Below are 17,654 nucleotides of genomic sequence, written 5' to 3'. Positions count from 1 at the left end.
GTCGGCAGACGCCCACCTGCGAGACTGACGGCATGGCCACCCACCCCACGCCCGATGCCCAGGTGCTTGCCGGCCGCCCGTTTCCCCTCGGCGCCCATCCCGAGGCCGGGGGAGTGCGGTTCGCGGTGGCGAGCAGCGTCGCCGACCGGGTCGAGGTGTGCCTGGTGGACGACGACGGCGCCGAGCGGCGCATCGAGCTGCCCGAGCGGACGTTCGGGGTCTGGCACGGGCTGGTCCCCGGTGTCACGCCGGGGCAGAAGTACGGCTACCGCGTGCACGGGCCGTACGACCCGAAGTCGGGGCTGCGCTGCAATCCGCACAAGCTCCTGGTGGACCCATATGCCCGCCGCATCAGCGGCACGCTGACGAACCTGCAGGCCGCGCTCGGCTACGCCGACGACCCCGAGGGCGACGAGCCCAGTGCCGTCGACTCGCTGGGCAGCGTGCCGCTGAGCGTCGTGACGAGCCCCGGCGGCCCGGACACCGGGACCAAGCCGGAGATCCCGTTCGAGGAGACGGTCGTCTACGAGCTGCACGTCAAGGGCCTCACGGCGCAGCACCCGGACGTCCCCGAGGCGCTGCGCGGCACCTATCTGGGCGTGGCGCATCCTGCGGTGATCGATCACCTGGTCCGCCTCGGCGTCACTAGCGTCGAGCTGCTGCCGGTGCAGGCCTTCTGCGACGAGCCGTCCCTGATCAGGGCGGGCCGACAGAACTACTGGGGCTACTCGCCGCTGGGGTACTTCGCCCCGCATGCCGGCTACGCCAGCGAACCGGGTCGTGAGGTCGAGGAGTTCCGCACGATGGTCGCCGCGCTGCACGCGGCGGACATCGAGGTCATCGTCGACGTCGTCTACAACCACACGTGCGAGGGCGGGCCCGACGGGCCCACGCTGAGCTTTCGTGGATACGAGGCGACGGCGTACTACCTGCACGACGGGGACGGCCACATGGCCGACATCACCGGCTGCGGCAACACCCTCGAGGCGAGCTCGCCCACGGTCATCCGGCTCGTGACCGACTCGCTGCGCTACTGGACCACCGAGCTGGGCGTCGACGGCTTCCGGTTCGACCTGGCCAGCACGATGGGCCGACCGCACGGTGGGCACTTCGACCCCGCGTCGGCCCTGCTGACCGCCATCACCACCGATCCGGTGCTGTCCCGGTGCAAGCTGATCGCCGAGCCCTGGGACGCGACGGGGGAGGGGTACAAGGTCGGGTCGTTCGGGGCGCAGTGGGCCGAGTGGAACGGGGTGTACCGCGACACGGTGCGCGACTTCTGGCGCGGCGCGACGGGGGTCGCCGACCTGGCCTTCCGACTCTCCGGATCATCCGACCTGTACGACCACAGCCTGCGCCGGCCGTGGCAGTCGATCAACTTCGTCGACGCCCACGACGGGTTCACGTTGCGTGACCTCGTCTCGTACGACCACAAGCACAACGAGGCCAACGGCGAGGACAACCGGGACGGCACGAATGACAACCGGTCGTGGAACCACGGGGTCGAGGGCGACACCGACGACCCACAGATCGTCCAGCTGCGCCGCCGGCAGGCGCGCAACCTGTTCGCGACCCTGATGCTGTCCACCGGGACGCCCATGTTCGTGGCCGGCGACGAGCGGTGGCGCACCCAGCACGGCAACAACAATGCGTACTGCCTGGACGATCCCACCTCGTGGATCGACTGGACGCCCACCGAGGCGTCCGAGGAGATGCTGGCCTTCGCCCGCCGGGTCATCTTCCTGCGCGCGCAGAGCCCCGCGCTGCGCCAGCCGGAGTTCTTCGACGGACGCACGACGCCGACCGGCCGTCCCGACCTGATCTGGCTTCGCCCCGACGGCGAGGAGATGGACGAGGCGGCCTGGGCCGATGAGCGATGCCGCACCCTCGGGATGTGGATCGACGGCTCGAACAGCCAGTCCCGCACCCGCGAGGGCGAGGTGCTCACGGACCACTCCTGGCTGCTGTTGATGCATGCCGGCGCCGAGCCGATCGACGTCATCCTGCCGGGGGCCGAGTTCGGCACGAGCTTCGAGCCGACGCTCGACACCACGACCGCAGACGGGGCCCCGATCTCCGACGAGCCGCTGGCGGCGCGGGCCACGGTCACGATGCAGGGACGCTCGCTGCTGCTGCTCAAGGCCCCGCGGGCGCAGTGAACGGCCGGACCGCCCGGTGTGGTGGGCGGCACGGTTTGTGACGGCCTGATTCCGGGCACTGGGGAGCCGTGACCAACAGCCCCCGCCTCATCGCCGTCTCGGAGCCGCGACACGCGGAGGCGGTCGTGCTGGTGCTGCACGGCGGGGCCAGTCGTCGGGACAACCCGATGGTCAGCCCCACCCAGCTGTCGGTCCTGCGCATGATCCCGGTCGCGAAGCGGATCGCGCGAGCCGATCCCCGGCGGCTCGCGGTGTACCGGCTGCTCAACTCCACGCGGGGCTGGGATGCCAGCCACACACCCGTGGACGACGTCCACTGGGCGATCGACCAGCTGCATGAGGGCTTCGGCTCCGGCCTGCCGGTCGGACTGGTCGGGCACTCCCTGGGCGGGCGCGCCGCGATCCTGGCGGCCAGGCGGCCCGAGGTCAGCAGCCTCGTCGCCCTCAACCCGTGGGTCTATCCGGCCGACGGGGCAGTCGACCTGACCGGGCGCCGGGTGCTGATCGTCCACGGCACGGACGACCGCATCGCGTCGCCCGCGAACGCCGCCGCCGCCGCGCGAGGGCTGGGGCAGACCGCGGACGTCTCCTTCGTCCGGGTTGCGGGTGCCAAGCACGCGATGCTGCGGCGTGGCCGCGAGTTCGAACGGCTCGCAGCGGACTTCTGCGCTGCGACGCTGCTGGGCGACCGCACGCCGCGTGGCGTCGTGGCCAAGGCGCTGGCCGGTGAGTCGCCGATCGACATCTGATCGTCGTGCCGGACGCGTTGCGTCTGGCGCGAGGCATGGAAGGCTGGGTGCGGGCGACGGCCTGACTCAAAGACATTCGACACACCATTGGAGCGTGCATGACTGGCCGACTCGGCATCGATGACGTCACACCGCAGGTCGCGGGAGGACGAGATCCCGCCAAGGCCGTGGTCGGTGAGCACGTCCCGATCACCGCGACGGTGTGGCGCGAAGGTCATGACGCCGTGGCGGCGACGGTCGTGTGGTGGGGTCCGGACGGGCGCGAGCGCACGACCCGGATGACCGACCTGGCCGACGGCCTGGACCACTTCGCGGCCACGATCGTGCCCGATGACGTGGGCTTGTGGACGTTCCGCGTCGACGCGTGGGGCGATCCGTGGGCGACCTGGACGCACGCCGCGTCGGTCAAGCGCGCCGCCGGCCAAGGGGCCGACGAGCTCGCCAACGACCTGGAGATCGGTGCCCGGCTGCTGGACCTGAAGATCGGGCGACGCCGCAAGGGCCTGCTCAAGGACGCCGCGACGGCGCTGCGGGCGACCGAGCTGCCGATCGACGACCGCCTGGCCCTCGCCCTGGGTCCGGAGGTCCAGCAGGCGATGCACGACGACCCGGTCCGCGAGCTCATCACCGAGGGCGAGCCGCTGGTTCTGGACGTGGATCGCACGCGGGCGGCGTTCGGCTCCTGGTACGAGCTGTTCCCCCGCTCGACCGGCGGCGTCGACCCGGCCGGCAACCCGCGCCACGGCACGTTCAAGACCACCACGAAGGCGCTCGACCGGGTCGCCCAGATGGGCTTCGACGTCGTCTACTTCCCGCCGATCCACCCCATCGGCCGGATCAACCGCAAGGGCAAGGACAACACGCTGACCCCGACGCCTGACGACGTCGGCTCGCCCTGGGCGATCGGCGCCGTCGAGGGCGGCCACGACACGATCCATCCCGAGCTGGGCACCATGAAGGACTTCGACGCCCTGATCAAGCGCGCCAAGGCCCTCGACCTGGAGATCGCGCTCGACCTCGCGCTCCAGGCCGCTCCCGATCACCCGTGGGCCGCGGAGCACCCCGAGTTCTTCACGGTGCTGCCCGACGGCACGATCGCGTACGCGGAGAACCCGCCCAAGAAGTACCAGGACATCTATCCGCTGAACTTCGACAACGACCCGGATGCGGCGTACGCCGAGATGCTGCGCGTGACGATGGTGTGGGTCGAGCGTGGGGTGCGCATCTTCCGCGTCGACAACCCGCACACCAAGCCCACCAACTTCTGGGCGTGGCTCATCGCGACGGTCAAGAAGACCCACCCGGACGTCCTGTTCCTGGCCGAGGCGTTCACCCGTCCGGCCCGGCTGTACGGACTGGGCCGCGCCGGCTTCACGCAGAGCTACACCTACTTCACGTGGCGCACGACCAAGGCCGAGATCATCGACTTCGCCGAGGAGATCCGCGACCACTGGGACGAGTCGCGGCCCAATCTGTTCGTCAACACCCCCGACATCCTGCCCGAGCACCTGCAGGTCGGCGGACCGGCGATGTTCGCGATCCGCGCCGCGCTGGCCTCGACGCTGTCGCCGACGTGGGGCGTGTACTCCGGCTTCGAGATCTATGAGCACGAGCCGCAGAAGCCCGGCAGCGAGGAGTACCTGCACTCGGAGAAGTTCGAGCTGCGACCGCGCGACTGGGCCGCCGCGCTGGAGGAGGGACGCTCCCTGGAGCCGTGGATCACCCGGCTCAACGAGATCCGCCGCGACCACCCGGCGCTGCAGCAGATGCGGACGCTGCACGTCCACGACGTGGACCACGAGGCCCTCGTGGCGTACTCCAAGCAGGACCCGGCGACCGGTGACACGGTGCTCGTGGTCGTCACGCTCGACCCGCACGAGGCACGCGAGGGCACCGTCCACATCGACCTGCCCGCGCTGGGCCTGGCGTGGGACGACCGTCTCGTCGCCCACGACGAGGTGACGGGCGAGAGCTATGACTGGGGTGCGGCCAACTACGTGCGCCTCGACCCGACGCGGGCCGTCGCGCACATCCTGAGCCTGCAGCGCAGGCCCGAAGAACCCGAGCGCGAGCTCACCTGATGGGTGACCGTCTCGACATGACCGCAACAGTGAGGGAGACGATGGAAGACACCGCACCAGCACCCGACGGGGCACTCGAGGGTCTCGACGACACGCCGCACACCGGCGAGGGGATCGAGGAAGACGGCACGCTCGTCGAGCCGCAGGCCGATGACTTCGACCATGCCGAGCAGGCGCCCAGTGATCCCTCGTGGTTCAAGCACGCGGTGTTCTACGAGGTCCTCGTGCGGGCGTTCGCGGACTCCAACGGCGACGGCACGGGTGACCTGCGCGGGCTCGCCGGCAAGCTGGACTACCTGCAGTGGCTCGGCGTCGACTGCCTGTGGCTGCCGCCGTTCTACGCCTCGCCGCTGCGCGACGGGGGCTACGACATCAGTGACTTCCGCGCAGTCCTGCCCGAGTTCGGCACGGTCGAGGACTTCGTGTTCCTGCTGGAGGAGGCGCACAAGCGCAACATCCGGGTCATCACCGACCTGGTGCTCAACCACACCTCCGACGCGCACCCGTGGTTCCAGCAGTCCCGCAACGACCCCGAGGGGCCGTACGGCGACTTCTACGTGTGGGCCGACGACGACTCCGGCTACCCCGACGCGCGCGTCATCTTCGTCGACACCGAGTCGTCCAACTGGACCTACGACCCGGTCCGTGGACAGTTCTTCTGGCACCGGTTCTTCAGCCACCAGCCCGATCTCAACTTCGAGAACGAGGCCGTCCAGGAGGCGATGATCGACACGCTGCGCTTCTGGCTGGACCTGGGCATCGACGGCTTCCGGCTGGACGCCGTGCCGTACCTGTTCGAGGAGGAGGGCACCAACGGCGAGAACCTCCCGCGCACCCACGAGTACCTGCGCAAGGTGCGTGAGGTCGTCGACCGCGAGTACCCGGGCCGCATCCTGCTGGCCGAGGCCAACCAGTGGCCGGCCGATGTCGTGGAGTACTTCGGCGATCCGGCCGTGGGCGGCGACGAGTGCCACATGGCCTTCCACTTCCCGCTGATGCCGCGCATCTTCATGGCGGTACGCCGTGAGTCCCGCTTCCCGATCTCGGAGATCCTGCAGCAGACGCCCGAGATCCCCTCCGGCACGCAGTGGGGCATCTTCCTGCGCAACCACGACGAGCTGACCCTCGAGATGGTCACCGACGACGAGCGCGACTACATGTACCGCGAGTACGCCAAGGATCCGCGGATGAAGGCCAACATCGGCATCCGCCGGCGGCTGGCACCGCTGCTGGACAACGATCGCAACCAGCTGGAGCTGTTCACCGCGATGCTGCTGAGCCTGCCCGGCTCGCCGGTCCTGTACTACGGCGACGAGATCGGCATGGGCGACAACATCTGGCTCGGCGACCGCGACGCGGTCCGCACCCCGATGCAGTGGTCGCCGGACCGCAACGCCGGCTTCTCACGCGCCGATCCGGGCCGCGTCTACCTGCCGCCGATCATGGACCCGACGTACGGGTACGAGGCCATCAACGTCGAGGCGCAGCAGGACAACGCCGCATCGCTGCTGAACTGGACCCGCCGCATGATCGCGGTGCGCAAGCAGCACCACGCGTTCGCGGAGGGCGAGTTCGTCGATCTCGGCGGCTCCAACCCCAGCGTCCTGTCCTACCTGCGCCGATGGGAGCGTCCCGACGGCGAGCTGGACGTCGTGCTGTGCGTCAACAACCTGTCCAGGTTCCCGCAGCCCGTCGAGCTGGAGCTGGGCGCGTACGAGGGCTTCACCCCGGTGGAGCTGACCGGCACCGTGCGCTTCCCGCGCATCGGCGAGCTGCCGTACCTGCTGACCCTGCCGGGCCACGGCTTCTACTGGTTCCAGCTGTCCGAATCCGGCGACGACGGTGAGCGAAGGAGCATGGCATGACAGCGACCCACGAAGACCTGGTGCGAGAGCTGGCGGCCGAGCTGCCGCACTGGTTGCCGACCCAGCGCTGGTTCGCGGGCAAGGACCGCCCGGTCCAGGCGGTGCACCCGGTGAGCTGGACGACCGTCACCGACGGCGACCCGCTGCTGATCCACCTCGTGGTGGAGGTCGAGCAGGGGACGCGGCGCGAGCCGTACCAGCTGCTGGTCGGCAGCCGGCAGGCCGAGATCCCTGACGTCGCGAGCTCGGCGGCGATCGGCGTGGAGTCCGGCCTGACCTGCTACGAGGCATCCGGCGACGCCGACCTGACCGCTGTGCTGCTGGACCTGATCGCGCAGGAGGAGACGATCGGCGACCTCACGTTCGAGAAGGAGCCCGGTGCCGAGGTGACCGGGGGGCTGCGCGCGCACCCCATCACGACCGAGCAGAGCAACACCTCGTTGGTGTTCGGCAGCCAGTACATCCTGAAGCTGTTCCGCAAGCTCACCCCCGGTCTCAACAAGGACCTCATGCTGCACCGTGCGCTGCGCGAGGTCGGCTGCCAGCACATCGCCGATCCGCTCGGCTCGATCACCGGTGTCCTGGACGGCGAGCCGACCACGATCGGCATGCTGCAGCGCTTCCTGCCCGATGCGGCGGACGGCTGGGTCATGGCCACGACGAGCGTCCGCGACCTGATGGCAGATCCCGCCCTGGCACCCGGTGAGCACGGCGGAGACTTCTCCGGCGAGGCGTACCGCCTGGGCAAGGCCGTCGCGCAGGTGCACGCCGATCTGCGTGCCGCGCTGGGCACCGAGCCCGCCGACCGCGACAACCTGGACGCCACCGTCGATGCGATGACCGAACGGCTCGACCGGGTCGCCGCCCAGGTGCCCGAGCTGGTGCCGCACGTGCCGGGCCTGCGCTCGGCCTTCGAGGAGATCCGCTCGGTGCCCGTGCCCGTCGAGATGCAGTACGTGCACGGCGACCTGCACCTGGGGCAGGTGCTGCGCACCCTCAACGGCTGGCTGCTGCTGGACTTCGAGGGCGAGCCCGCGGCCTCGATCGCCGAGCGGGCCGCGCTGCGATCGGCGTTGCGTGACGTCGCCGGGATGCTGCGCTCCTTCGACTACGCCGCCCAGCAGCTGCTGGTGGGCCAGCCGGCCGACCCGCTCCTCACCGAGGCGGGGATGAGCTGGGCCCGCCACAACCGCGATGCGTTCTGTGACGGCTACGCCAAGATCGCCGGCTCCGACCCCCGCGACAGCACCGCGCTGCTGCGTGCGCTCGAGCTGGACAAGGCCGTGTACGAGGTGTCCTACGAGCACGCCAACCGGCCGGACTGGCTGGTCGTGCCGCTGGCCTCGATCGAACGCATCATGACCGAAGGCAGCTGATCATGACCGACATCTTCCAGTGGCCCGCCGCGATCGGTGAGCTCGACCTGCACCTGATCGCCGAGGGCCGGCACGAACGCCTGTGGGAGGTGCTGGGCGCCCATCCGCGGACGTACGACGGACCGGACGGCCCCACCGACGGCACCTCCTTCTCGGTCTGGGCGCCCAACGCCCAGGCCGTGCAGGTCATCGGCGACTTCAACTTCTGGGGCGGCGACCAGCACGCTATGCGTCCCATCGGCTCGGGGGTCTGGTCCCTGTTCGTCCCGGGCGTCGGGACCGGCACGGCCTACAAGTTCCGCATCCAGGGCCCCGACGGCGTGTGGCGTGAGAAGGCCGATCCGATGGCCTTCGGCACCGAGGTGCCACCGGCGACGGCATCGGTCGTGACCCGCTCGACCCACACCTGGACCGATGACGCGTGGATCGCCGAGCGGGCCAAGACGTCGCCGCTGCACGCGCCGATGAGCATCTACGAGATGCACCTGGGCTCGTGGCGGCCCGGCCTGGACTACCGTCAGCTGGCCCACGAGCTGGCCGACTACCTGGCCGAGACGGGCTTCACGCACGTCGAGCTGATGCCGGTCGCCGAGCATCCCTTCGGCGGCTCGTGGGGCTACCAGGTCACGTCCTACTACGCGCCGACGTCCCGCTTCGGGTCCCCGGACGACTTCCGCTGGTTCGTCGACGAGCTGCACCGCCGCGGCTTCGGCGTCATCGTGGACTGGGTGCCGGCGCACTTCCCGAAGGACGAGTGGGCGCTGGCCCGCTTCGACGGCACCCCGTTGTACGAGCACCCGGATCCGCGCCGCGGCGAGCAGCCCGACTGGGGCACCTACGTGTTCGACTTCGGGCGCCGCGAGGTGCGCAACTTCCTGGTCGCCAACGCCCTGTACTGGTTCGAGGAGTTCCACCTCGACGGCCTGCGCGTGGACGCCGTCGCGTCCATGCTGTACCTGGACTACTCCCGCAACGAGGGCGAGTGGGTGCCCAACGTGCACGGCGGCCGCGAGAACCTCGAGGCCGTGCAGATGCTGCAGGAGCTCAACGCCACGGTCTACAAGCACCACCCCGACGTCATGATGATCGCCGAGGAGTCGACCGCGTGGCCCGGTGTCAGCCGGCCGACCAGCGAGGGCGGGCTCGGCTTCGGCTTCAAGTGGAACATGGGCTGGATGCACGACACGCTGTCCTACCTCGGCAACGACCCCATCCACCGGTCGTACCACCACGGCGAGATGACGTTCTCGATCGACTACGCGTTCAGCGAGAACTTCGTGCTGCCGCTGTCGCACGACGAGGTCGTCCACGGCAAGGGATCGCTGTGGGGCCGCATGCCCGGCGACGCCTGGAACAAGGCAGCCGGCGTGCGCGGTCTGCTGGCCTTCATGTGGGCCCACCCCGGCAAGCAGATGGTGTTCATGGGCGGCGAGTTCGGCCAGGAGACCGAGTGGGCCGAGTCGGGCTCGCTGGCCTGGGACCAGCTCGACGACCCGCTGCACCGGGGCATCCAGCAGCTGGTCGGCGATCTCAACTCGTTCTACCGCTCGGCGCCCGCACTGTGGACGATCGACGACCAGCCGCAGGGATTCCGTTGGATCGACGCCAGCGACACCGCGGGCAACGTCATCGCCTTCCTGCGCATCGGCTCGGACGGCTCGCAGGTGGCGTGCATCGCCAACTTCGCGGGGGAGCCGCACCTGGACTACCGGATCGGCCTGCCGTCGGCCGGGACCTGGCGCGAGGTCCTCAACACGGACGCCGAGATCTACGGCGGCTCGGGGGTCGGCAACCTCGGCGCGGTCGAGGCCGAGGAGGTCCCGATGCACGGCTTCGAGGCGTCCGCCGTGCTGCAGCTGCCGCCCAGCGGCGTCCTCTGGCTGGCCCCGGAAGCCTGACCCCGGGGGAGCGGTGTCCCAGCCACCTGTCACAGCAGTGATGGGTGGCTGGGACACCGCCTCGGGCTAGTGCACGTGCGCGGAGAGCACGACCCGCTGCAGGACGCGCAGCGACCCGGTGACCGAGCGCTCCACGAACTCACCGCTGTCCAGGGCCTGCCGGTAGATCCGGTACGGGGCCTGGCCGCCGTCGGCGGGATCGGGGAACACGTCGTGGATGACCAGCGCGCCGCCGAGGCGCACGTGCGGCGCCCAGCCGTGGAAGTCCGCCTGCGCCGCCTCCTCGGTGTGCCCACCGTCGATGAACACCAGGTCGAGCGGCGACTGCCACCAGCGCGAGATCGCCGACGAGCGGCCGACCATCAGCACCACGAACTCCTCCAGGCCCGATGCGGCGATCGCCCGCCGCGCGAAGGGCAGGGTGTCCATGAGCCCCAGCTCGGGGTCGACGACCGACTCGTCGTGGTACTCCCAGCCGGGCTGCTGCTCCTCGGAGCCCCGGTGGTGGTCGATCGTCGCCGCGGTCGAACCGGTCACCGAGGCGGCGTGCGCCAGGTAGATCGTCGACTTGCCGCAGTACGTGCCGATCTCCATCGCGACACCGCCCTGCAGGTACTCCGTCGCGGCGGCGTGCAGCGCCAGGCCCTCGTCGGCCGGCATGAAGCCGCGGGTCGCGTCGACCAGTGCGGCCAGCTCGGCGGGAAAGCTCACAGGGGGCATGGGGTATCGACCTTCCAGTCGCACAGGGGGAGCCCGGCGCCACGGAACAGTCCGTTGGCCGGGGTCGTGCGGGACAGCGCATCGGCCGCCAGGACGACCGTCGCGCCGGTCCACGTCGTGCGCTCGACCGGCCAGCGGACGCCTTCGTCGTAGACGAGCCCGGTCCAGTACGAGCCGTCGGCCTCGCGCAGGTGCTGCATGGCGGCGAGCTGGGCGATGGCGTCCTCGGTCCGGCCCAGCACGTCCAGGGCCAGCACCAGCTCGCACGTCTCGGCGCCCGTCACCCACGGATTGGTGCTGACGCAGCGGGATCCGAGATCATCGGTCACGAACTCGTCCCAGCGGTGGTCGATGTGCGCCTCGGCGGTGGAGCGGGGGAGGGCGCCACCCAGCACGGGGTAGTACCAGTCCATCGCGTGGGTCGGCTTGGCCGCGAACACCTCGGGATGCTCATCGAGGACGTGGCGCAGCCGTGCGGCGGACAGCTCCCAGTCGGGCCGGCTCCCACCCACGGCAGCGGCCAGCGCGAGCCCGCACCGCAGGCTCAGGTGGATGCTGGCGTTGCCGGTGACCAGGGCATCCGGCTCGGCGACGCCGCGGGCCGAGGCCCACACGACGGCGCCATCGGGTCGTTGCATCGCCAGGGCCGCGTCGAGGCCACGCTCCACGACGGGCCACATCCGGTCCAGGAAGGACCGGTCGCCGGTGGCCTGCCAGTGGTGCCACACGCCGGTGGCCAGGTAGGCACAGAAGTTGGAGTCGGTGTTGGGGTCGGTGACGACGTCGCCGTCGTAGCGGATCGCCCACGAGCCGTCCGCGCGCTGCTCGGTCCGCGACCACTCGTACGCCTGGACGGCGGCATCGAGCCGGCCCGCCGCGGTCAGCGCCATCGCGCCCTGGACGTGGTCCCACGGATCGGTGTGGCCGCCCTCGAACCACGGGATGGCGCCGGACGGCAGCTGGGTCGCCTCGATCGAGGCGGCGGTCTGCTCGACCTGCGCCGCGGTCAGCACCCCCGGGACAAAAGGTGTCGTCATCGTCAGAACGGTTTGCTGAAGTAGAGCGCCACGCTCTTGCCGATCAACGGGTTGAGGGCCCGCTCGGTCAGACGGGTGGCCGCCGGGGCCTTCATCATGTCCCACACCAGCAGGCGGTGGTACGCGCGGACGAGCGGGTGCTGGTCGCGGTTGACGCCCACGGCGCACTTGATCCACCAGTAGGGCGCGTGCAGTGCGTGGGCGTGCTCGCGGTGCGTCATCGTCAGTCCGTGCGCCTCGATCGAGGACTGCAGCTCATCGGCCTTGAAGATGCGGATGTGCCCGCCCTCGTTGGCGTGGTACTCGTCCGACAGGGCCCAGCAGATGCGCTCGGGCAGCCAGCGGGGGACCGTGACGGCCAGGATGCCGCCCGGCGCGGTGATGCGCACGAGCTCGGCGATGGCCTGGTCGATCTCGGGGACGTGCTCCAGGATCTCCGAGGCCAGCACGACGTCGAACGAGCCGTCCTCGTAGGGCATGTCGAGGATGTCGCCGACCTCGACCTGCGCGGAACCGCCCGGCGGGACCTCGCCGACCTCGGCCATCGCGCCGAACATGCCGTCGACGCCCTTGAGCTCGACCTCGTCCATGTCATAGGCGATGACGTCGGCGCCACGGCGCAGCGCCTCGTAGGAGTGACGGCCGGCGCCGGCGCCGACGTCGATGAAGCGGGTGCGGCGGCCGACCCTCAGTCGGTCGAAGTCAACGGTCAGCATGGCGGTTCCTTGCGGTCATGGCATCGATGGCCTCGGTGTAGGCGGCGACGGTCGCCTCGGCGACCGCCGTCCAGCTGTAGCGCTCGACGGCGCGCCGGCGTCCGGCGGCGCCGAGACGAGCGCGTGTCTCGGGGGAGTCGACCAGACCGCGGATCGCGGCGGCCAGGGCATCGGCGTCTCCCGGCTCGACCAGGACGGCGCACTCGCTGTCACCGTTCTCATCGGTGCCGACGACCTCGGGCAGCGCGCCGGCGCGGGTCGCGACGATCGGGGTGCCGCACGACATCGCCTCGACGGTCGGCAGCGAGAAGCCCTCGTACAACGACGGCACGCACATGATCTCCCCGGATGCCAGCAGGGCGCCGAGCTCCTCGTCGGAGATCCCGTTGACGACGTGCACGGCATCGGTGAGGCCCAGCTCGGCGATACGGCGCTCGGTGGGGCCGCCGGGCTCGAGGTTCGAGACGAGCTCGAGGTGCACGTCGTGCTCGGTGCGCACCTTCGCGAGCGCCTCGAGCAGGTGCACGACTCCCTTCAGCGGCCGGTCGGCGCTGGCGATCGCGACGATGCGTCCGGGGACACGGTCCTCGGACGGGGCGAACAGCTCGGTGTCGACGCCGAGGGGGACGACGCGCATCTGCTCCTGGTCGAGGTCGAAGTCGTTGACCGAGTCGGCCGCCGAGGTGCCGGCCACCGCGAGGACGATCGGGATCCGCCGCGCGACGCGGGCCTGCATCGGGACGAATCCGTACCACCGGGCCACCGACAGCTTGCGCTTCCAGGTCTTCGCGGCGGCCAGGTCGACCCGTCGGTCGCGGCTGATCGGGTGGTGCACCGTGGCGGCCAGCGGCATCCGTCGCATGATCGCCAGCAGTCCGTAGCCGAGGCTTTGGTTGTCGTGCACGATGTCGAAGTCGGCGACGCGCTTCTTGAGCAGGCGCGAGGCACGCAGGGTGAACGTCAGCGGCTCGGCGAAGCAGCCGGTCAGCGTGAGCGCGTACTCCAGGACGTCGGTCGCGCTGCGGAACTCGCTGGGACGGGGCGTGCGGAAAGGATCGGGCTCGCGGAAGAAGTCCATGCTCGGGACCTTCGTCAGCGCGACCCGTGGATCCAGGTCCTCGGGATACGGCTGTCCGGAGAACACCTCGACCTCGTGGCCGAGCTCGGCCAGCCCCTGGCTCAGGTGCCTGACGTAGACGCCCTGGCCGCCGCAGTGCTCCTTGGTCCGGTACGACAGCAGTGCGATCCGCACCCGGCCTCCTTTATTACCCAGTAGTAGACCCCCATCATGCAGGGTGCCGCCCGACCTCGCTCGCGCGGAGGGGCGCGGGGATCGTCCGCAGATCCCGCGGGACCAAATCACGGCTGGCTCGTTGGTTCGTCTGAGCCGGTCCCACCCGTTCCCGGCCGATCGGTTCTCGCCGCTGCAGGCGCGTGGCAGACCGGACGGATGGCGGGCATACTGACCGGACGTGTCACAGCGGTAGATGAAAGGCAGTCATGACCGACTCACAGCCCCCACAGCCGGACGCCGCGCTGCAGCTGGACGATGACAACAGCCCGCGGGCGCGCCGCGCGGCGACACGCGCTGCGCGTCAGGCCGCTGCCGAGAAGCGTCGCGCCGAGCGCGCGGCTGCCAAGTCCTTCGCCGCCTCACGCCGGCAGGCCGCTCGTCCTGAGCCGGTCGCCGACCCCGAACCGGCCGCCGAGATGGAGATGGAGCCGGCGATCGTGCCCCAGGCCGAGTCGATACCCGAGCCGGAGCCCCAGCCCGAGCCGGAGGCCGAACCGGTCCCGGACCCGGAGCCGGCCGAGCCCGAGCCGGAGCAGGTCCCGGGCCCTGTCGTCGTGGAGGAGCCGGTCATCGAGACGCTGGAGGCCACGTCGGCGCAGACGACCTTTGCCGAGAGGCTCGCGGCTGCCAGTGCCGCCGCCCAGCAGCGGGTCGCCGCGGCCCGCGCCGAGGCCGCCCGTGTGATGGAGCAGTCCGCCCGTGAGCGCGCCGCGGCATCGGCCCGCGTCACCGCGGACGAGGAGGCGCAGCGTGAGCTCGTCGCCGCCCAGCTCAAGGCTGCCGAGCAGGCTGCCGACGAGCGGGTCGCCGCGGCCGAGCAGGAGGCCCAGCACCGCATCGAGCAGGCGGAGGACGAGGCACGGCGCCTGGCCGAGCAGGCCCAGAACGAGGCGGGGGCGACCGCCCAGCGCCGGCTCGAGCTGGCCGAGCAGGAGGCGCAGCGCCTTCTCGACGCCGCTCGCGCCCAGGCCGACGAGGTGGCGGCGCAGGCCGCGGCCAAGCTGGCCGAGGCCGAGACGGAGGCCGCGGCCCGGATCGCCGCTGCCCACGAAGAGGCCCGACGGGTCGCCGAGCGGGCGCAGCAGGATGCGCGCGAGCAGGTCGCCGCAGCCCAGGTGGCCGTGCAGGAGAAGCTGCAGGAGGCCGAGCGCACGGCGTTGGAGTGGCTCGAGGCCGCCGCGGCGGAGGCCGAGCGGGTCGCCCAGACCGCCGCCGGGATGCCGCTGGACGACGCACCCGCGGACGAGTCCGATCCCCAACCGCCCGCGGAGGTGAATGACGAGCCCGCGGCCCTCGCCCCCACGACCAAAAAAAGAGTCGTCCGACGCACCTGAGCGATCCGCGACCCGTCCGGCCCGTCAGGAGGACGGTCGCGAACGGGCGGCCAAGCGCGACCGCATCGTGGAGCCGCCCCGCGAGCCCAGGACGCCGCTGGGGCAGCGGCTGCGTGCAGGAGCGACGAGCGCCGGCGGTCGACGGCTGATCCGGTCCGTGCTCGCTGGCCTGATCGGCACCATCGGACTGATCTGCTCGGTGGTCCTGGCCGTCGGCGCGTTGCTGGTCGGGCTGGACGCCGACTCCGGGCAGCCGTACGACCTGGTCTCCGGGACGTGTGACGTCCTGGTGGGCCCGCTGCGGGACGTCTTCTCGTTCAGCGGTGCGAAGGCCGACACCAAGGAGGCGCTCGTGGCGTGGGGTGCCGGGTCGATCGGCTATCTGATGGTGGGCCTGGTCGCCCAGTCGGTGCTGCGTCCCCGGCCGCGGGACTAGGGCCCGAAACATCCCCGATGTGACCTACGGCATGCCTGTGACAGGTCGCCCGGGTTCTTACGCTTGGGTAACATTCAGATGAAGTAGGGCCACCTAACAAGGATGCGTTCCGGCGTGACAAGGTGGCTCCACCACAGTCCACTGACTGACGCGACGGCCGTCTGGTCGTCGTGCCCCAGATTCACAGGAGGGTCCTCGTGACCAAAATCGTTGTCGCTGTGAAGTACGTCCCCGACGCCACGGCCGACCGGACCTTCAGCGCCGATAACACCGTCGACCGGGTTGGTGTCGACGGTCTGCTCTCCGAGCTCGACGAGTACGCGGTCGAGCAGGCGCTGCAGATCGTGGAGGCCGGCGACGGCGACGTCACGGTGCTGACGGTCGGGCCCGAGCAGGCGGCCGACGCGGTGCGCAAGGCCCTGCAGATGGGCGCCGACGCCGGCGTCCACGTGCAGGACGACGCGATCCACGGATCCGACGCGTTCGCGACCTCGCTGGTCCTGGCCAAGGCGATCGAGAAGCTCGACTACGACCTCGTCGTGTTCGGCATGGCGTCCACCGACGCCGGCCTGGGCGTCGTCCCGACCCTCGTCGCCGAGCGCCTCGGCCTGCCGGCCGTCACCTTCGCCTCGGAGATCACGGTCGACGGCGACACGGTCAAGATCCGCCGCGACGGCGATGTCGCCACGCAGGAGATCGAGGCCACCGGCAAGCTCGTGCTGTCGGTCACCGACCAGACCGGCGAGGCCCGCTACCCGTCCTTCAAGGGCATCATGGCCGCCAAGAAGAAGGACGTCCAGGAGTGGACGCTGGAGGACCTGGGCATCGACGCCGGTTCCGTCGGCCTGGACAACGCCTGGACGAAGGTCGAGTCCTTCGAGCCCCGCCCGCCGCGCACCGCCGGCGAGATCGTGACCGACGAGGGAGACGGCGGCGCCAAGCTCGTCGAGTTCCTCGCCTCCAAGAAGTTCGTCTGAGAAGACTCGACGGAAAAAGGGATTTGACATGACTGAAGTACTCGTACTGATCGACGCCGTCGACGGCAAGGTCACCAAGCCGTCGCTCGAGCTGCTCACGATCGCCCGCCGCATCGGCGAGCCGTCCGCGGTCGTCTTCGGAGCGGCTGACAACGGCGTCCTTGCCGAGTACGGCGCCGAGAAGATCTACACCTTCGACGACGCCGCATTCGGTGAGTACCTCGTGGGCCCCAAGGCCGAGGCGCTCGCGCAGCTCGTGTCCGAGAAGAGCCCCGCCGCCGTCCTCGCCGGTGCCAGCACCGAGGGCAAGGAGATCAGCGCCCGCGTGGCGCTGAAGACCCAGTCCGGCTGGATCGGCGACGCGGTCGACGTCCAGGTCGCCGGTGACACCATCACCACGACCCAGTCGGTCTTCGCCGGCAACTTCACGGTCCAGGCGCAGGTCAGCCAGGGCACGCCGATCATCACGGTGAAGCCCAACTCGACCGCTCCCGAGGCCGTCACGGGCGCCGGAACCGTCGAGGCCGTCACGGCCGAGATCTCCGATGCGGCCAAGACCGCCAAGATCACCTCGTCCAAGGAGAAGGCCGCCTCGGGTCGTCCCGAGCTGACCGAGGCCGCGATCGTTGTGTCCGGCGGCCGTGGCACCGGTGGCGACTTCACCGCCGTCGAGGCCTTCGCGGACTCGCTCGGCGCAGCTGTCGGCGCCTCGCGCGCCGCGGTCGACTCCGGCTGGTACCCGCACACCTTCCAGGTGGGCCAGACCGGCAAGACGGTCTCGCCGCAGCTGTACGTCGCGAACGGCATCTCGGGTGCGATCCAGCACCGCGCCGGCATGCAGACGTCCAAGACGATCGTCGCGGTCAACAAGGACGACGAGGCGCCGATCTTCGAGCTCGTCGACTTCGGTGTCGTGGGAGATCTGAAGGAAGTACTCCCGCAGGCGACCGACGAGATCAAGAAGCGCAAGGGCTGACTCCAGCTCCCCACGACGGCCGGTCTCCGCTCTGCG

14 protein-coding genes are annotated in these 17,654 nt (G+C 70.5%); 10 read left to right on the top strand and 4 right to left on the bottom strand.

Annotated elements, in window-relative coordinates:
* Positions 1–32 precede the first annotated feature (32 nt).
* From glgX to glgB, 6 genes are all read left to right on the top strand, one after another.
* On the top strand, positions 33–2,159 hold the full coding sequence (gene glgX, locus NQV15_RS12920; protein WP_232402011.1) for a glycogen debranching protein GlgX: 2,127 nt from the start codon (positions 33–35) through the stop codon (positions 2,157–2,159).
* Positions 2,160–2,227: 68 nt separating this feature from the next.
* Positions 2,228–2,908 carry an alpha/beta hydrolase gene (locus NQV15_RS12915; RefSeq protein ID WP_232402013.1) on the top strand — a complete coding sequence of 227 codons (681 nt, stop codon included), beginning with the start codon at positions 2,228–2,230 and terminating at the stop codon, positions 2,906–2,908.
* A 98-nt stretch (positions 2,909–3,006) separates the two neighbouring features.
* Positions 3,007–4,989 (top strand): alpha-1,4-glucan--maltose-1-phosphate maltosyltransferase, encoded by a 1,983-nt coding sequence (locus NQV15_RS12910; protein ID WP_232402015.1) that lies wholly within the window; start codon positions 3,007–3,009, stop codon positions 4,987–4,989.
* 17 nt (positions 4,990–5,006) lie between these two features.
* Positions 5,007–6,854: a maltose alpha-D-glucosyltransferase gene (gene treS, locus NQV15_RS12905; protein ID WP_232402023.1), complete on the top strand. Its 1,848-nt coding sequence runs from the start codon at positions 5,007–5,009 to the stop codon at positions 6,852–6,854.
* Positions 6,851–8,230, top strand: coding sequence for a maltokinase N-terminal cap-like domain-containing protein (locus NQV15_RS12900; protein WP_232402024.1), 1,380 nt, complete (start codon positions 6,851–6,853; stop codon positions 8,228–8,230). The genes treS and NQV15_RS12900 overlap by 4 nt, the downstream gene beginning before the upstream one ends.
* A 2-nt stretch (positions 8,231–8,232) precedes the next feature.
* Complete coding sequence (gene glgB / locus NQV15_RS12895) at positions 8,233–10,128, top strand: 1,4-alpha-glucan branching protein GlgB (RefSeq protein ID WP_232402026.1); 1,896 nt, start codon at positions 8,233–8,235, stop codon at positions 10,126–10,128.
* A 66-nt stretch (positions 10,129–10,194) separates the two neighbouring features.
* Here glgB and NQV15_RS12890 read toward each other — a convergent pair whose 3' ends face one another.
* The 4 genes from NQV15_RS12890 to NQV15_RS12875 are packed head-to-tail and all read right to left on the bottom strand — an operon-like array spanning position 10,195 to position 13,853.
* Complete coding sequence (locus tag NQV15_RS12890; protein WP_232402119.1) at positions 10,195–10,848, bottom strand: class I SAM-dependent methyltransferase; 654 nt, start codon at positions 10,846–10,848, stop codon at positions 10,195–10,197.
* On the bottom strand, positions 10,836–11,885 hold the full coding sequence (locus tag NQV15_RS12885) for a glucosidase family protein (RefSeq protein WP_232402121.1): 1,050 nt from the start codon (positions 11,883–11,885) through the stop codon (positions 10,836–10,838). The genes NQV15_RS12890 and NQV15_RS12885 overlap by 13 nt, the downstream gene beginning before the upstream one ends.
* 2 nt (positions 11,886–11,887) lie before the next feature.
* Complete coding sequence (locus NQV15_RS12880) at positions 11,888–12,601, bottom strand: class I SAM-dependent methyltransferase (protein WP_232402124.1); 714 nt, start codon at positions 12,599–12,601, stop codon at positions 11,888–11,890.
* The gene (locus NQV15_RS12875; RefSeq protein WP_232402125.1) at positions 12,588–13,853 is read right to left on the bottom strand and encodes a glycosyltransferase family 4 protein; all 1,266 of its coding nucleotides are present in this window, start codon (positions 13,851–13,853) and stop codon (positions 12,588–12,590) included. Before NQV15_RS12875 ends, NQV15_RS12880 begins: the two co-directional genes overlap by 14 nt.
* Before the next feature lie 248 nt (positions 13,854–14,101).
* Between NQV15_RS12875 and NQV15_RS12870 the strand changes: the two genes are divergently transcribed.
* The 4 genes from NQV15_RS12870 to NQV15_RS12855 all read left to right on the top strand — a co-directional run bounded on the left by NQV15_RS12870 (position 14,102) and on the right by NQV15_RS12855 (position 17,618).
* Entirely contained in the window at positions 14,102–15,229 is a 1,128-nt protein-coding gene (locus NQV15_RS12870; RefSeq protein WP_232402127.1) for a coiled-coil domain-containing protein, read from the top strand.
* A 67-nt stretch (positions 15,230–15,296) separates the two neighbouring features.
* Entirely contained in the window at positions 15,297–15,665 is a 369-nt protein-coding gene (locus tag NQV15_RS12865) for a hypothetical protein (RefSeq protein ID WP_232402130.1), read from the top strand.
* A 197-nt stretch (positions 15,666–15,862) separates the two neighbouring features.
* Positions 15,863–16,642: an electron transfer flavoprotein subunit beta/FixA family protein gene (locus tag NQV15_RS12860; protein WP_232402132.1), complete on the top strand. Its 780-nt coding sequence runs from the start codon at positions 15,863–15,865 to the stop codon at positions 16,640–16,642.
* Between the two features lie 28 nt (positions 16,643–16,670).
* Positions 16,671–17,618 carry an electron transfer flavoprotein subunit alpha/FixB family protein gene (locus NQV15_RS12855; protein WP_232402133.1) on the top strand — a complete coding sequence of 316 codons (948 nt, stop codon included), beginning with the start codon at positions 16,671–16,673 and terminating at the stop codon, positions 17,616–17,618.
* Positions 17,619–17,654 lie beyond the last annotated feature (36 nt).

Origin of the sequence: Aeromicrobium wangtongii (genome assembly GCF_024584515.1) — a bacterium.
Classification (GTDB): Bacteria; Actinomycetota; Actinomycetes; order Propionibacteriales; family Nocardioidaceae; genus Aeromicrobium; species Aeromicrobium wangtongii.
The sequence above is the reverse complement of the archived record's forward strand: the minus strand, read 5'-3'. Positions and strand labels throughout refer to the sequence as shown.

What these genes read in the sequence shown, in the direction of transcription:
- glgX (WP_232402011.1), top strand. Translation starts at nt 33, where the DNA reads ATGGCCACCCACCCCACGCCCGATGCCCAGGTGCTTGCCGGCCGCCCG.
- NQV15_RS12910 (WP_232402015.1), top strand. Translation starts at nt 3,007, where the DNA reads ATGACTGGCCGACTCGGCATCGATGACGTCACACCGCAGGTCGCGGGA.
- treS (WP_232402023.1), top strand. Translation starts at nt 5,007, where the DNA reads ATGACCGCAACAGTGAGGGAGACGATGGAAGACACCGCACCAGCACCC.
- NQV15_RS12900 (WP_232402024.1), top strand. Translation starts at nt 6,851, where the DNA reads ATGACAGCGACCCACGAAGACCTGGTGCGAGAGCTGGCGGCCGAGCTG.
- glgB (WP_232402026.1), top strand. Translation starts at nt 8,233, where the DNA reads ATGACCGACATCTTCCAGTGGCCCGCCGCGATCGGTGAGCTCGACCTG.
- NQV15_RS12890 (WP_232402119.1), bottom strand. Translation starts at nt 10,848, where the DNA reads ATGCCCCCTGTGAGCTTTCCCGCCGAGCTGGCCGCACTGGTCGACGCG.
- NQV15_RS12885 (WP_232402121.1), bottom strand. Translation starts at nt 11,885, where the DNA reads ATGACGACACCTTTTGTCCCGGGGGTGCTGACCGCGGCGCAGGTCGAG.
- NQV15_RS12880 (WP_232402124.1), bottom strand. Translation starts at nt 12,601, where the DNA reads ATGCTGACCGTTGACTTCGACCGACTGAGGGTCGGCCGCCGCACCCGC.
- NQV15_RS12870 (WP_232402127.1), top strand. Translation starts at nt 14,102, where the DNA reads ATGACCGACTCACAGCCCCCACAGCCGGACGCCGCGCTGCAGCTGGAC.
- NQV15_RS12855 (WP_232402133.1), top strand. Translation starts at nt 16,671, where the DNA reads ATGACTGAAGTACTCGTACTGATCGACGCCGTCGACGGCAAGGTCACC.